The organism is Vibrio sp. F13 (assembly GCF_020806305.2).
Taxonomy (GTDB): Bacteria; Pseudomonadota; Gammaproteobacteria; order Enterobacterales; family Vibrionaceae; genus Vibrio; species Vibrio crassostreae_C.
This window is the reverse complement of sequence record NZ_CP170175.1, coordinates 2,617,295-2,631,456: the sequence shown is the minus strand read 5'-3', so window position 1 is coordinate 2,631,456 and position 14,162 is coordinate 2,617,295. Positions and strand designations below refer to the sequence as shown.

The window sequence follows — 14,162 nt, the reverse complement described above, 5'->3', positions numbered from 1 at the left end:
GGTCATATCTCCTTAGTACGTACGTGCTTTTGGTGGGAACGCTTCACGATGGATAGGTTCCATGTTTACACCACGCTTAGTCATGCTCTCTGACTCTGGGTTGTAAAGTGAGTGGCATAGCCATTGCTCATCATCACGGTCAGGGAAATCGAATCGAGCGTGTGCGCCACGGCTCTCTGTACGGAAATTTGCAGCAACAGCCGTTGCGAATGCCGTTTCCATCAAGTTTTCAAGCTCTAGACACTCGATACGTTGAGTGTTGAACTCTGTAGACTTATCAGATAGGTGTGCATTTTTCAGACGCTCGCGAATCGCTTTTAGCTCTTCTAGGCCTTCAGCCATTGCTTTGCCTTCACGGAATACTGAGAAGTTGTTCTGCATACATTGCTGAAGATCTTTACGGATTTGCGCTGGATCTTCGCCGTCTGTGCTGTTTTCCCAACGGTTGTAACGCTCTAGTGAACGCTCAATGTCAGCTTCAGTTGCAGGTTTCGCTTCGTCTTGCTTCTTCAGTGTCTCACCTAGGTGTAGACCTGTCGCACGACCAAATACCACTAAATCAAGCAGTGAGTTACCACCTAGACGGTTGGCACCATGTACTGATACTGATGCGATTTCACCACAAGCAAAGAGACCTTGGATTTCAACATCGTTGCCGTCTTCGGTTTGCTTAATAGCTTGACCAGAAACTTGTGTTGGAACACCACCCATCATGTAGTGACATGTAGGGATTACTGGGATTGGCTCTTTCACTGGATCAACGTGAGCAAAGGTACGAGAAAGTTCACATACACCAGGAAGACGAGATTCAAGTGTCTCTTTACCTAGATGATCAAGCTTAAGCTTGATGTGTGGACCCCAAGGGCCATCGCAACCGCGACCTTCACGAATTTCAACCATCATTGAACGAGCAACAACATCACGACCCGCTAAGTCTTTAGCGTTTGGTGCGTAACGTTCCATGAAGCGTTCGCCGTCTTTATTGAGAAGGTAACCACCTTCACCACGACAACCTTCCGTTACCAATACACCTGCACCAGCGATACCCGTCGGGTGGAACTGCCACATTTCGATGTCTTGCATAGGAACGCCAGCACGAATCGCCATACCAACACCGTCACCAGTGTTAATGTGTGCATTGGTTGTTGATGCGTAGATACGACCAGCACCACCAGTCGCAAGGATTGTTGCCTTCGCTTTGAAGTAGCAAACCTCGCCCGTTTCCATACAAAGCGCGGTAGTACCTAAAATTGCACCATCTTCGTTTTTAACAAGATCCAGTGCATACCACTCAGAGAAAACCGTCGTTTTGTGTTTAATGTTTTGTTGGTAAAGCGTATGAAGCAGTGCGTGACCAGTACGGTCGGCTGCAGCTGCGGTACGAGCCGCTTGCTCACCACCAAAGTTTTTAGATTGACCACCGAAAGGACGCTGGTAAATAGTACCGTTCTCAAAACGAGAGAAAGGCAGGCCCATTTTTTCGAGTTCGATTACCGACTCAGGACCGTTTTTACACATGTATTCGATAGCGTCTTGGTCACCGATGTAATCAGAACCTTTTACTGTGTCATACATATGTTGTTCCCAATGGTCTTCATGCGCGTTACCAAGAGCAACAGTGATGCCGCCTTGCGCTGAAACCGTATGAGAACGAGTAGGGAAAACTTTAGAAAGCAATGCACAAGAAAGGCCTTGCTCAGAAATTTGCAGTGCGGCACGCATACCTGCACCACCAGCGCCGATCACTACGGCATCAAACTCACGAACAGGAATAGTCACTTACGCACCCCACAAAATAAACAGACCAGAGAAGAAATATCCAAGAAGAACTGCAACAACACCGACTTGAAGACCAACACGCAGTTTTGCGCATTTGATGTAGTCAGTTAGTACTTGCCATAGGCCGATCCACGCGTGAACCAAAACAGAAGTAAGCGCTAACATGGTGAAGACTTTAGTGAAGGTTCCACCAAAGAATTGCGTCCAAGATGCGTAAGAGATATCACCAGAGAAAGCACAAAAGCTAACTAGGTAGATAGTGTAAAGCGTCATAATGATGGCAGTAGCACGAATCAATAGATAATCGTGGACACCATTACGACCAAAAGTAGAAACGTTGTTTACCATACTAAGATCCCCGCTAGTAGAGACAATACCGCTGTTGCTGCGAATGCAACCTTAGCGCTCTTCGCGCCAGATTCCAGCTCTTCAAAGTGACCAAGGTCCATAAGAAGGTGACGAATACCACCAGCAATGTGGTAAGCCAAAGCGGTTAAAATGCCCCACAGAATAAACTTCACGAAGAAACCATCGACAATGTCGCTAGCTTCGGCAAAGCCTACTGGGGATGAGAGGGAAATGGATAGTAACCAAAGCAAAATTCCAATCGCGACAAAAGTTATCACCCCAGACACACGGTGTAGGATGGAAGCTATTGCTGTGATTGGAAAGTGGATGGTCTGTAAATCTAAATTAACAGGTCTTGTCTTTCTTTCTTTCACGGGCTTGCTCACTCAGCTCCATTGAGCATTATGGTCATTAAATAACCTTATGATATTGTTATGGACAAAATTTGATTGTAAACCTTCAAAATTTAACATTAACTTAACAAATAACTGAAGTTGAGCCTTAGATAATTGTAAAATAATTGTTAACTGCTCGATTAAGAAAGACACCTCACATTTCTTCTTAGCCTTGCATTTATAAGGTTTTAACCAAACTTTTCAGCGTCACTATACGACTGGCAACATTCTAATACAATTGATGTAACAAATAATGCTACACAGACCAGATTTTTAACGAATTTAATGTAAAAAACACTAACAAGTGCACACAAAGCTTCAGAAAAATTGACTTTCCCACGTAAGACCAGTAAAAAAATGGCACATAAACATCCTGGACGGATTAAATAATAAACAAAGGAGATTGTTATGGCGGATAAGAAAGCTACCCTTCACATTGAAGGTCAAGCGCCAATCGAGCTGCCGATTACAGAAGGTGTACTTGGTACTCCAGTGATCGATGTTCGTACACTAGGTTCTAATGGTTTTTTCACTTTTGACCCTGGTTTTCTTGCCACTGCATCCTGTGAGTCTCAAATCACTTTTATTGACGGTGGAAAAGGCATTCTTTTACATCGTGGTTATCCAATCGACCAACTTGCCAATAACGCTGATTACTTAGAAGTATGTTACATACTTCTTTACGGTGAAGCCCCATCTCGAGCTGAGTACGAAAAGTTCAAGACTACCGTGACACGTCACACTATGGTGCACGAGCAAATCGCTAGTTTCTTCCACGGCTTCCGTCGTGACGCTCACCCTATGGCTGTAATGTGTGGTGTTGTAGGCGCTCTAGCGGCGTTCTACCACGACTCACTTGATGTCAACAACGATACACACCGTGAAATTGCGGCATACCGCCTGATTTCAAAAATGCCAACACTGGCTGCAATGTGTTACAAATATTCAATCGGTCAGCCGTTTATCTACCCACGTAACGACCTAGGCTACGCAGAAAACTTCTTACACATGATGTTTGCAAACCCATGTGAAGAGTATGAAGTGAACCCTATCGTTGCTCGTGCAATGGATAAGATTTTCACTCTACATGCTGACCACGAACAGAACGCTTCTACGTCTACAGTGCGTCTTGCTGGTTCATCTGGTGCTAACCCGTTTGCGTGTATCGCAGCAGGTATCGCATCACTTTGGGGCCCAGCTCACGGCGGTGCAAACGAAGCTTGTCTGCGCATGCTTGAAGAGATCGGTAGCGTAGATAACATTGAAGAATACGTTGCGAAAGCAAAAGACAAAGATGACCCATTCCGTTTGATGGGCTTCGGTCACCGTGTTTACAAGAACTACGACCCACGTGCAACAGTAATGCGCGAAGCGTGTCACGAAGTGCTTAAAGAGCTAAACATCCAAGATCCACTACTAGACGTAGCGATGGAACTTGAGCGTATCGCTCTTTCTGATGAGTACTTTGTTTCTAAGAAGCTATACCCGAACGTAGATTTCTACTCAGGTATCATTCTGAAAGCAATCGGTATTCCAGTATCTATGTTTACAGTAATCTTCGCGATGTCTCGTACCATCGGTTGGATTGCTCACTGGAACGAAATGCACAGCGATCCGACGAACCGTATCGGTCGTCCTCGTCAGCTATATACTGGTGAAGAACAACGTGACTTTAAAGCACTTCACGAACGTGAATAGTTGCTATAAATCATAATGTTAAAAGGGGTTGATGTGAGAACATCAACCCCTTTTCTTTTGTACGCTCTCAACCCCGTCATCCTCAAGAATGCGAAGTGAACGAATAAAATAATATCGTCATCCCCAAGAACGAGGGACGAATGAGTTGGGGATCTCCTTAAGCGAGCAGATAAACTATACAGGTTACCTGCTCAATTCTAGAGAACGACGCATACACTCGACTCGTACCCCTTATCTCGCATCTGCTCTTAAACTGGGTTATCGATATCAATAAACTCAACATCCAAGCCATGTTCTTCCGCTAACCATTCACCTAACGCTTTTACACCGTATCGCTCAGTCGCGTGGTGGCCAGCAGCAAAATAATGAATGTCTTGCTCGCGTGCTGAGTAAGTAGTGCGCTCAGAAATTTCACCAGAAATAAAAGCATCAATGCCTTGAGAAGCCGCTAGCTCAATGTAGTCTTGACCACCACCAGTACACCAACCGACGGTCGTTATCATTTTGTCTTGGTTTTCTGGAGCGATATGCAGTGGTTTACGATTTAGAGCTTGATCGATTTTTTCTGCGAATTCAGTACCTGTCATTGGTGTTCTTAATCTACCAAACATAGCAACCGATTGTGGGTGCCCTTCCAAGCCACCTTCTACTTCAATATCAAGCAGTTCAGCGAGTTTGGCGTTGTTACCAAGTTCAGGGTGGATATCGAGAGGTAAGTGATAACCCAAAAGGTTAATGTCATTCTTTATCAGAGTGCGAATGCGTTTGCCCTTCATGCCACGAATTGCCTCTGACTCACCTTTCCAAAAGAAACCGTGATGAACCAACAAAGCGTCTGCGTTCAGTTCTACCGCTTTATCAATCAAGGCTTGAGAAGCTGTTACACCAGTAACGATTCGCTTCACTTCTGTCGCGCCTTCAACTTGAAGACCATTAGGACAGTAATCTTTAATCTGCTGTGGCTGCAGTTTTTCGTTAAGTAGCTTTTCTAATTGTAAGTTAATCATTTTTCTTTCCAGCTTACCTTTATAATAACGTCGTTATATCAATTTACGGGTAGAATGTCGAAAGCCCCACGATGAGTTTATGAGGAAGAGATGACAGCACTGCAACGTTTTTACCAATGGGTCATCGACTCACCGCCATTACTAGAAATCAAGCCACCGGTTTCGGATCTCAGTGCATTCTCTAGCAACCATGCCATCGACTCATCACATACTTATGAGGGTAATCCTAGATTAGGTTTCCTCTACCAATATCTATGCGAGCAAGTGATCGCTGCCTCACCGAATTACTCGATAAAGCACGACGAGATTCAGATCAATGTGGAAGGCAGAACTCTCGGTGCAATCGACTTTATTCTTAAAGAGGAGAGCAGCCAAAAGCTGGAACATTGGGAAGTGGCGATTAAGTTTTATCTGCTCCACGAACAAACATGGTTTGGACCCAACTCTCACGACCAATTGGATAAGAAACTCGACAGGATGCTCAGCCACCAACTCGAAATGTCCTCTTCTGCCGCCTTTGTTGAGCAATATCCAGAAATCGATGTCGACTCAAAACACTTACTGATGCAAGGCCGTCTATACACCAACCCTTTCTTAGAGCAAAACATACCGACAAAATGCTTGGGCTATGACATTAACCCAAGCCAAGTAAACGGCTTTTGGTGCTATCAAGATCAGGCTCATTTAATCAGTGAACCACTGTATCCACTCACCAAAGAGCAATGGGCAGCAGGGACGGATGATTTCAGCAGTCAGCCGATCACCGAGTTCGGTGATCGCTTCGTCCATGGGCAAACAAAGTCGGGGCAATTCTGGTTTGTGATGCCACAAAGTTGGCCACACGGTTAGTCGTCTGAGCTAACTCAGTTACCTTTTCCCGCTTATACGTAACTAACACAAACAAAAAGGGTTGATGCTTTCACATCAACCCTTCTTCTATTTACTTAGCAACTCTAGTAATCGAGATTCGATTATAGGCCAGCGGCTGCAAATACTTGGTTAACAATCTCTTGAGCTTCTGCTTCGATTGCTTTCAGGTGCTCTTCACCCTTAAAGCTTTCACAGTAGATCTTGTAGATGTCTTCAGTGCCTGATGGACGCGCAGCAAACCAGCCGTTCTCAGTTGTCACTTTCAAGCCACCAATCGCAGCACCGTTACCTGGAGCGTGTGTTAAGCGTGCAGTAATTGCATCACCAGCCAACGTCTCAGCAGAAACCATCTCTGGAGATAGTTTCTTCAGCACGTCTTTCTGTGCACCATTTGCTACCGCTTGAATACGGTTGTACTTAGATTCACCGTGTTTAGCGGCAAGTTCTTCGTAGTATTCTTGTGGGTTCTTACCTGTCACTGCTGTGATCTCAGCCGCAAGCAAGCAAAGAATCAGGCCGTCTTTATCTGTTGACCAAGGCGTACCGTCTTTACGTAGGAAAGAAGCACCTGCGCTCTCTTCGCCACCAAAACCAAACTGGCCGTTGTATAAGCCATCAACGAACCATTTGAAACCAACTGGCACTTCACAAAGTTCGCGACCTAAGTCAGAAACTACGCGATCGATTAATGCACTTGATACTAGTGTCTTACCAACAGCAACGTCTTTACCCCAACCTTCACGGTTACGGTATAGGTAATCAATACAAACCGCTAAGAAGTGGTTTGGATTCATCAAACCTTTAGGTGTCACGATACCGTGGCGATCGTAATCTGGGTCGTTACCAAATGCTAGAGCGTACTCGTCTTTAAGCGCCAGTAAGCCTGCCATTGCGTATGGAGAAGAACAGTCCATACGAACTACGCCATCTTTATCTAGAGACATGAATTGGAATGAAGGGTCAACCGCTTCACTTACCAGAGTAAGATCTAGATTGTACGCTTTACCAATTTGACGCCAGTAATCAATACCGCTGCCACCCAGTGGATCAACACCAATCTTGATGTTTGCTTTCTGGATCGCTTCCATATCCACGACGTTAACCAAATCAGCGACGTATGGCGCGACTAGGTCAACTTCTTTTACTAGCTCAGACTGTTTAGCCTGTGCGATAGGCGTACGCTTAACACCTTGCATTTGCTCAGCAATGATCACGTTCGCACGGTCTTCAATCGCTTGAGTCAGTTCAGCTTCAGCTGGGCCACCGTGTGTCGGGTTGTATTTAATACCGCCGTCTTGAGGTGGGTTATGTGAAGGCGTGATAACAATGCCGTCGGCTTTTTTGTCATTCACTAGGTTGTGCGTAAGAATCGCGTGCGAGATACCAGGTGTTGGAGTAAAGCCGTTGTTTTCTTGAATAATAACTTCAACACCGTTCGCTACAAGCACTTCGATAACCGTAGAGAACGCAGGCTCAGATAGAGCGTGAGTATCTTTACCTAAGAAAAGAGGGCCAGTTGTACCTTGCTCGGCACGAACTTCAGCAACCGCTTGTGCAATTGCTAGAATGTGGTTTTCGTTAAATGTTGATTTGTCTGCTGTACCGCGGTGACCTGAAGTACCGAAAAGTACTTTATGATCTGGGTTCGTAGCATCCGGTTGCTGTAAGAAATAGTTAGCAACTAAAGCCGGGATATTATGAAGATCTTCCTGCTGAGCTTTCTGCCCAGCACGAGGGTGCATAGCCATTTTTCGACATCCTTATATATAAAATTTTAAAACAAAAAAACCTCATAATATCTTCTTATCCATGGATATTATGAGGTTTAAATCAGATTTCGTTAAATTGAACCTGTTACTTTTTCTATCAATTCTGCTTGGAAATTCATGCGGCTCATAAGCTGCTCAACCATCTGTCTTTTTCGGCTTGTATTGTTATTAGTAATAACCCAAAAAGGACTTTGTGGAATAGCTTTAGGCTTAGTCGTGTTGCCGTTTGCTAGCAACGTCGCTTCGTTATCTGCAAAGTAAACGCGCTTACGGCCTTTTACTTGAGTTGCTTCTGAAAAGCTTAAAGGGTCGATTTTATGCAGTGTTGATAACACAAGCATGAAACGATCAATGGCTTTCTTTAGTGATGCAAACTCATCTGATATTAGTAGTGAGCGCATTTCTTTAACGCCATCGAACTTCTCTGGAGTAAAGCCTACCTCTTTGCTAACAACGATACCTTTTGGCTCAACGATCTCTTCGATCGGAGCCATGCCTTGGCTATCAACCTGTAACAAGCGGCGCAGAATATCTGAAGCGCTTTCGCCAATACGTTCTGTCTGACCCGCAATAAAACGGTATAGGTCCTCATCAACCTCAATTGTTTTCATTCGCTTTTCACAATCTCAATGTTTAAACTCTGGGGGATTATAGCGAGATCCGCGCGGATACTCTACGTCAAACCCACCATGAATAAGATAAAAATGTCAGTACAGCTCAACTATAAAATTGAAGGTGAGGGTCACACCATTGTTTTGATCCATGGATTATTCGGTAATCTGGACAACCTTGGCTTGCTCGCTAGGGATCTAAAAGCCGATCATCAGGTACTTAGTATCGATCTCCGCAACCACGGTCAATCCTTCCATAGTGACACTCATAACTATCAAGCGATGGCACAAGACGTGGCTCAACTGCTGCATGATCTTAAGTCAGAAGACGTCACTGTGATTGGTCACTCGATGGGTGGCAAAGTAGCGATGGCACTGACACAACATCTTGCGCTGCATAAATTGATTGTCTTGGATATGGCTCCGGTCGCGTACACTCAGAGTCGCCACGACAACGTATTCGCAGGCCTGCAAGCCGTGATAGAAGAAGAGCCGACTTCACGCTCAGATGCACTCAAGGTTCTCGCAAAACATATCGAGATCGATGGCGTTCGCCAGTTTTTAACCAAATCTTTGTTCAAAACAGAGCAAGGCATCATGGAATGGCGCTTCAATGTTGCTTCGTTATTGAGCAACTACCCACATATTATTGGTTGGGAACCGATCGAGAAAACCTCGGTCAAAACCTTGCTCATTAAAGGTGGGGATTCAGATTACCTCACCGCAGAACATCAAGCAGCCGTTCAGCAGCAATTTTCTAACGCAAAAGCGCATGTCATTGCCAACACAGGTCACTGGCTGCATGCTGAAAAACCAGCAGAAGTACTTAGAGCAATTAGAAAATTCATCGCTTAACTGCGCTTTTTCGTGCAGATAAATGAGAGCTGTGTAATTACTGCAGATTAACTTTATCTCACAACAGTGATATAGTGCCCCAAGCAAAATTGGTATATAAGGTTCCCATGCTTTACGACTACATGAACATCATCGAATCTGTTGGTTTAGATCTCCTGTTTGCCGCGATTTTCTTTTTAATCGGTATGGCAATTAAGGACGTTCTCAAGCAGGGAAATGTTCCTCCATTTGGTCGTCGCATCGTATGGTTAGTACTTTTCCTTGGCTGTGCGGGTTTTATCGCCAAAGGGATAATCCAACTAAGCTGGGAAGGAACTGGGATCTAACGATTCTCTTCCGAACTTTATTACACCGACAACAGACAAAATGAAAGGTAATGATTCTATGGCAAGTGTAGGTCTCTTCTTTGGTAGCGATACAGGTAACACTGAAGCTGTTGCTAAGATGATTCAAAAGCAATTGAGCAAACAGCTCGTTCACGTTCAAGACATTGCAAAAAGCAGCAAAGAAGATATCGATAACTTCGATCTACTGCTGCTTGGTATCCCTACGTGGTACTACGGCGAAGCACAATGTGATTGGGATGACTTTTTCCCAGAGCTAGAAGCTATTGATTTCTCAACTAAGCTTGTTGCTATCTTTGGTTGTGGCGACCAAGAAGATTACGCAGAATACTTCTGTGATGCTATGGGTACTATCCGTGACATCGTTGAAGCGAAAGGCGGTACTATCCTAGGTCACACATCAACTGAAGGCTACGAATTCGAAGCATCGAAAGGTTTAGTTGAAGGCGATGACAGCCAATTCGTTGGTCTATGTATCGATGAAGACCGTCAACCTGAGCTAACTGATGAGCGCGTATCTAACTGGGTTAAACAAATCCACGAAGAGATGTGCCTAGCAGAGCTAGAAGACTAATTCTCTAGTGGTTGTTAATTGTTACAGTTAATAACCATTATGTAGATATGAAAAAACCTCCTTATAGGAGGTTTTTTGCTATTTAAAATCTATTAATTAGCACTCAGCCTCTAATGCTTCATCATCATCTCTAAATTGCGGCTTCTTTCTTACATAGAGGGTGCGTTGAATTTCTGAAACCACATTACCCTGCTTATCTTTCACGTGAATAATAAATTCGGGGAAACACTTTTCACCGAGTTGCGTCTGACGATAGATATCGTCAAGCTGCCCTTGCCTTATCTCAAAATCTGCATACAAGTCCGATTGCCCCGGCTTGATGAAGTTAATGCTCGCTTCTTTATCCCAAACATAATATCGTTCACCTAAAATTCCCATTAACATCAATGAGTAAACGGGATCGGTAAGAGAAAAGATACTGCCGCCATATTGAGTACGATTGGCGTTCTTATTCCACCAGCGTAGCTTAAGTACTGTCTTAACAACCCTAAAGTCAGTGCTAATGTGGGCTATTCGAATACCCGCTCCCCAAAAGGGAGGCCAAATATTAAGAGCAAATTTTACAATGTTGGGTTTATATATTTTTGCGAGTTGCTTATTCATAACAACATTCCATGTTCATATCAGAAACACCGTCACCTTGACTGGTCGTACCTCCACTATAAGTGAGATACTTCCAATTTACAAAACAGATTGTGATGTCAGTAAGTAACCCGTTGAAGTTCGTGGTTTATTGTTATGCCTGACTAAACTATAATGGTATTAATATTGAATTCTGTTAATTGCTGCAGATCATCAACAGGAAAGTATATGTCAGACAATAATCAAGCGCTAAAAGATGCAGGTCTTAAAGTGACCCTTCCACGGCTCAAAATTTTAGAAGTATTACAACAGCCAGACTGCCAACATATTAGTGCTGAAGATTTATATAAGAAGCTGATCGACCTAGGTGAAGAAATCGGTCTTGCAACCGTTTATCGAGTACTTAACCAATTCGATGACGCTGGCATTGTAACTCGTCACCACTTCGAAGGCGGCAAGTCTGTATTTGAACTTTCTACACAGCACCACCACGACCACCTTGTATGTTTAGATTGTGGCGAAGTGATCGAATTCTCTGATGACATCATCGAAGAAAGACAGAAAGAGATTGCTCAGCGTTACAACGTGCAACTAACAAACCACAGTTTGTACTTGTACGGCAAAAGCATTAACGGAGATTGCAAAGGCAATCCAGACGCGCATAAAGCGAAGTAGTAATACAGAACGCTGGCTTAGGCCGGCGTTTTTTATATAGGGCATCATAAAGTATCCATGAAAAGAATCCCGCTAGTTAAGGCTTTTACTTTAATTGAGATGTTGGTTGTTGTAGTGATTATTGCAGTGCTTGCTATTGTTGCCCTTCCCCGTTTTCTTAACATTCAAACCGATGGCCGTATCGCTCTGTTTGACGCTGCTCAATCTCAATTTCAAACTGCGATCACGTTTGCTCACAGTAAATGGCTGGTCAGCGGCGGCGGCAACGCTGAAATGAATGACATGCCAGGTTTTGGGGAAGACGGAGACTGCAATGCTCAATTGGACATAAATGACGTCGGCTACCCACTCGGCGTCGATAAAGGCAACCCTATGGGGCAGCCTTACAACATAGGTCAAGGTGACCAAGGGTGTGTGTCAATATGGAATGCCATTATGACAACCGACCTGACCGCTACTACAGACCCGAACCAGTCCAACAATTTTGATTTTATTACCCGCCGTCAAAACCATAGTTTTGTTGCCAAAGACGGTAGTCCTCAAAACAAACTCGCGCTTTGCTACTTCATCTACACTGGAGTCGATTTCGACAGCGATCCTGGTAATGCAGGTTATGTTTTCTGGTATAACTCACGCACGGGTGAAGTAACCCAACAAGACCCTAATAATCCCTAAAACTCTGGCTCTAGTGCTTAAAACGCTAGTTGGTCACTAGAAACACCTTGGTAATCAAATTTAAGACACAAAAAAACCGGCCCTAAGCCGGTTTTTTATTGGGTCGTTTTTAACAAACTAAATACTCAAGCATTAAGCTTCAGTTTTACCCCATGTGTCACGTAGACCAACCGTGCGGTTGAAGACTAGTGCATCTGCTTTAGAGTCTTTCGAATCCACACAGAAGTAACCTGTACGTTCAAACTGGTACGCTTGCTCTGCCACACCTTCTGCTAAGCTAGGTTCAACAAAACCATTTAGCGTAACAAGTGATTCAGGGTTTAGCGTTGCAGCGAAGTCATCAGCAGCGGCTGGGTTTGGCACTGTGAATAGACGATCGTACAAACGAATCTCAGCAGGCAGTGCTTTATCAGCCGATACCCAGTGGATAACGCCTTTCACTTTGCGGCCATCTGCAGGGTTCTTACCCAATGTTTCATTGTCGTAAGAACAGAAGATAGTCGTAATGTTGCCTTCTGCATCTTTTTCGATACGTTCAGCTTTGATCACGTAAGCACCACGCAGGCGAACTTCTTTACCTAGAACCAAACGCTTGTACTTTTTGTTTGCTTCTTCACGGAAGTCGTCACGTTCGATCCAAACTTCGCGTGTAAATGGAACTTCACGAGTACCCATTTCTGGCTTGTTCGGGTGGTTTGCAACCGTTAGCGTTTCTACTGTATCTGCTTCGTAGTTTTCGATAACGATCTTAACTGGATCCAGAACAGCCATTGCACGAGGTGCATTTTCGTTCAGATCATCACGGATGCAAGATTCAAGTGAACCGAACTCAATCATGTTCTCTTGCTTAGTTACACCAATACGCTTACAGAATTCACGAATCGAGCTTGAAGTAAAACCACGACGACGTAGGCCAGAAATAGTAGGCATGCGTGGGTCATCCCAACCTTGAACTAGGTTTTCAACCACAAGTTGGTTCAGCTTACGCTTAGACATCACTGTATATTCAAGATTCAGGCGGCTAAACTCGTACTGACGAGGTTGGCAGTCAATCGTGATGTTATCTAGAACCCAATCGTACAAACGACGGTTATCTTGGAATTCAAGCGTACAGATAGAGTGCGTAATACCTTCCAGCGCATCAGAGATACAGTGAGTAAAGTCGTACATTGGGTAAATGCACCACTTGTCAGCCGTTTGATGGTGGTGAGCAAAACGAACACGGTAGATAACAGGATCGCGCATAACCATGAACGAAGAGCTCATGTCGATCTTAGCACGTAGACACGCTTTACCTTCTTCAAAGCCACCTTCACGCATTTTTTCAAACAACGCTAGGTTCTCTTCAGGGCTGCGGTCACGGTATGGGCTCGCTTTACCAGGCTCTTTTAGCGTGCCACGGTACTCACGGATTTGATCAGGACTTAGCTCGTCAACATACGCTAAGCCTTTATTAATTAATTCCACAGCATAAGCATAAAGCGTATCGAAGTAGTTTGATGAGTAACAAATATCACCAGACCATTCGAAGCCTAACCAGCTTACATCATTCTTAATTGACTCAACGTATTCAACGTCTTCTTTTTCAGGGTTTGTATCATCGAAACGAAGATTACATTTTCCCTGGTAGTCCTGAGCAATACCAAAGTTCAAGCAAATAGATTTAGCGTGACCAATGTGCAGGTAGCCATTTGGCTCCGGCGGGAAACGAGTATGCACGCTACTGTGTGTACCATCCGCTAAATCTTTATCAATAATTTGGCGAATGAAATTCGATGGACGAGCCTCAGCTTCACTCATCTATAGCACCTCTATGTATTTAGTATTGTCAGAGAAAGTTATCTTTCGTCCCCAAGAAAACGGTCGCTTATAGCGCCAGTCAAAGATAGAAAGATCATTGTTGCTAATCATCCACAATTCTTAGCCTTTGCACAATAAGAACCGTCCGTTAATTGCGATTATTTCTGCTATTCGATGAAG

The 14,162-nt window shown here is 44.1% G+C and carries 15 protein-coding genes; 7 read left to right on the top strand and 8 right to left on the bottom strand.

Annotated elements, in window-relative coordinates:
* Positions 1-12: 12 nt before the first annotated feature.
* Genes sdhA through sdhC form a run of 3 tightly spaced genes read right to left on the bottom strand, consistent with a single transcriptional unit; the run spans position 13 to position 2,513 of the window.
* Entirely contained in the window at positions 13-1,779 is a 1,767-nt protein-coding gene (gene sdhA / locus LMH68_RS12255) for a succinate dehydrogenase flavoprotein subunit (protein ID WP_017061947.1), read from the bottom strand.
* Positions 1,780-2,127 carry a succinate dehydrogenase, hydrophobic membrane anchor protein gene (gene sdhD, locus LMH68_RS12250; RefSeq protein ID WP_010436768.1) on the bottom strand — a complete coding sequence of 116 codons (348 nt, stop codon included), beginning with the start codon at positions 2,125-2,127 and terminating at the stop codon, positions 1,780-1,782. It abuts the gene before it with no gap.
* Positions 2,121-2,513, bottom strand: a complete 393-nt coding sequence (gene sdhC / locus LMH68_RS12245) for a succinate dehydrogenase cytochrome b556 subunit (protein ID WP_017061948.1) — start codon at positions 2,511-2,513, stop codon at positions 2,121-2,123. Before sdhC ends, sdhD begins: the two co-directional genes overlap by 7 nt.
* Positions 2,514-2,930: 417 nt before the next feature.
* Between sdhC and LMH68_RS12240 the strand changes: the two genes are divergently transcribed.
* The gene (locus tag LMH68_RS12240; protein WP_017061949.1) at positions 2,931-4,220 is read left to right on the top strand and encodes a citrate synthase; all 1,290 of its coding nucleotides are present in this window, start codon (positions 2,931-2,933) and stop codon (positions 4,218-4,220) included.
* Between the two features lie 248 nt (positions 4,221-4,468).
* Here the strand turns inward: LMH68_RS12240 and LMH68_RS12235 are convergent, their stop codons facing one another.
* A complete protein-coding gene (locus LMH68_RS12235; protein ID WP_229647130.1) occupies positions 4,469-5,227 on the bottom strand; it encodes a Nif3-like dinuclear metal center hexameric protein in 759 nt (252 codons plus the stop codon).
* Positions 5,228-5,317: 90 nt separating this feature from the next.
* Here LMH68_RS12235 and LMH68_RS12230 point away from each other — a divergent pair, with 90 nt between their 5' ends.
* Positions 5,318-6,076 (top strand): DUF1853 family protein, encoded by a 759-nt coding sequence (locus LMH68_RS12230; RefSeq protein WP_017061951.1) that lies wholly within the window; start codon positions 5,318-5,320, stop codon positions 6,074-6,076.
* Positions 6,077-6,198: 122 nt separating this feature from the next.
* Here LMH68_RS12230 and pgm read toward each other — a convergent pair whose 3' ends face one another.
* On the bottom strand, positions 6,199-7,845 hold the full coding sequence (gene pgm, locus LMH68_RS12225; RefSeq protein WP_017061952.1) for a phosphoglucomutase (alpha-D-glucose-1,6-bisphosphate-dependent): 1,647 nt from the start codon (positions 7,843-7,845) through the stop codon (positions 6,199-6,201).
* Positions 7,846-7,937: 92 nt separating this feature from the next.
* Complete coding sequence (seqA, locus tag LMH68_RS12220; protein ID WP_017061953.1) at positions 7,938-8,477, bottom strand: replication initiation negative regulator SeqA; 540 nt, start codon at positions 8,475-8,477, stop codon at positions 7,938-7,940.
* A 93-nt stretch (positions 8,478-8,570) separates the two neighbouring features.
* Between seqA and LMH68_RS12215 the strand changes: the two genes are divergently transcribed.
* From LMH68_RS12215 to fldA, 3 genes are all read left to right on the top strand, one after another.
* Positions 8,571-9,332 (top strand): alpha/beta fold hydrolase, encoded by a 762-nt coding sequence (locus LMH68_RS12215; protein ID WP_017061954.1) that lies wholly within the window; start codon positions 8,571-8,573, stop codon positions 9,330-9,332.
* A gap of 107 nt (positions 9,333-9,439) precedes the next feature.
* Complete coding sequence (locus tag LMH68_RS12210; protein ID WP_004737900.1) at positions 9,440-9,658, top strand: DUF2788 domain-containing protein; 219 nt, start codon at positions 9,440-9,442, stop codon at positions 9,656-9,658.
* Between the two features lie 58 nt (positions 9,659-9,716).
* A complete protein-coding gene (fldA, locus tag LMH68_RS12205; protein WP_010436745.1) occupies positions 9,717-10,250 on the top strand; it encodes a flavodoxin FldA in 534 nt (177 codons plus the stop codon).
* Positions 10,251-10,346: 96 nt separating this feature from the next.
* Here fldA and LMH68_RS12200 read toward each other — a convergent pair whose 3' ends face one another.
* Positions 10,347-10,853 (bottom strand): DUF4442 domain-containing protein, encoded by a 507-nt coding sequence (locus LMH68_RS12200; protein ID WP_017061955.1) that lies wholly within the window; start codon positions 10,851-10,853, stop codon positions 10,347-10,349.
* 207 nt (positions 10,854-11,060) lie between these two features.
* Here LMH68_RS12200 and fcrX point away from each other — a divergent pair, with 207 nt between their 5' ends.
* The gene (gene fcrX, locus LMH68_RS12195; protein WP_017061956.1) at positions 11,061-11,507 is read left to right on the top strand and encodes a ferric iron uptake transcriptional regulator FcrX; all 447 of its coding nucleotides are present in this window, start codon (positions 11,061-11,063) and stop codon (positions 11,505-11,507) included.
* A gap of 57 nt (positions 11,508-11,564) precedes the next feature.
* Complete coding sequence (locus tag LMH68_RS12190) at positions 11,565-12,182, top strand: prepilin-type N-terminal cleavage/methylation domain-containing protein (RefSeq protein WP_229647131.1); 618 nt, start codon at positions 11,565-11,567, stop codon at positions 12,180-12,182.
* Between the two features lie 132 nt (positions 12,183-12,314).
* Here the strand turns inward: LMH68_RS12190 and glnS are convergent, their stop codons facing one another.
* On the bottom strand, positions 12,315-13,982 hold the full coding sequence (glnS, locus tag LMH68_RS12185) for a glutamine--tRNA ligase (protein WP_229647132.1): 1,668 nt from the start codon (positions 13,980-13,982) through the stop codon (positions 12,315-12,317).
* Positions 13,983-14,162 lie beyond the last annotated feature (180 nt).

Bases quoted from the DNA above. Each gene is read 5' to 3' on its own strand.
- sdhD (WP_010436768.1), bottom strand. From the start codon at position 2,127: ATGGTAAACAACGTTTCTACTTTTGGTCGTAATGGTGTCCACGATTAT.
- LMH68_RS12240 (WP_017061949.1), top strand. From the start codon at position 2,931: ATGGCGGATAAGAAAGCTACCCTTCACATTGAAGGTCAAGCGCCAATC.
- LMH68_RS12235 (WP_229647130.1), bottom strand. From the start codon at position 5,227: ATGATTAACTTACAATTAGAAAAGCTACTTAACGAAAAACTGCAGCCA.
- LMH68_RS12230 (WP_017061951.1), top strand. From the start codon at position 5,318: ATGACAGCACTGCAACGTTTTTACCAATGGGTCATCGACTCACCGCCA.
- pgm (WP_017061952.1), bottom strand. From the start codon at position 7,845: ATGGCTATGCACCCTCGTGCTGGGCAGAAAGCTCAGCAGGAAGATCTT.
- seqA (WP_017061953.1), bottom strand. From the start codon at position 8,477: ATGAAAACAATTGAGGTTGATGAGGACCTATACCGTTTTATTGCGGGT.
- LMH68_RS12215 (WP_017061954.1), top strand. From the start codon at position 8,571: ATGTCAGTACAGCTCAACTATAAAATTGAAGGTGAGGGTCACACCATT.
- LMH68_RS12210 (WP_004737900.1), top strand. From the start codon at position 9,440: ATGCTTTACGACTACATGAACATCATCGAATCTGTTGGTTTAGATCTC.
- fldA (WP_010436745.1), top strand. From the start codon at position 9,717: ATGGCAAGTGTAGGTCTCTTCTTTGGTAGCGATACAGGTAACACTGAA.
- LMH68_RS12200 (WP_017061955.1), bottom strand. From the start codon at position 10,853: ATGAATAAGCAACTCGCAAAAATATATAAACCCAACATTGTAAAATTT.
- fcrX (WP_017061956.1), top strand. From the start codon at position 11,061: ATGTCAGACAATAATCAAGCGCTAAAAGATGCAGGTCTTAAAGTGACC.
- LMH68_RS12190 (WP_229647131.1), top strand. From the start codon at position 11,565: ATGAAAAGAATCCCGCTAGTTAAGGCTTTTACTTTAATTGAGATGTTG.
- glnS (WP_229647132.1), bottom strand. From the start codon at position 13,982: ATGAGTGAAGCTGAGGCTCGTCCATCGAATTTCATTCGCCAAATTATT.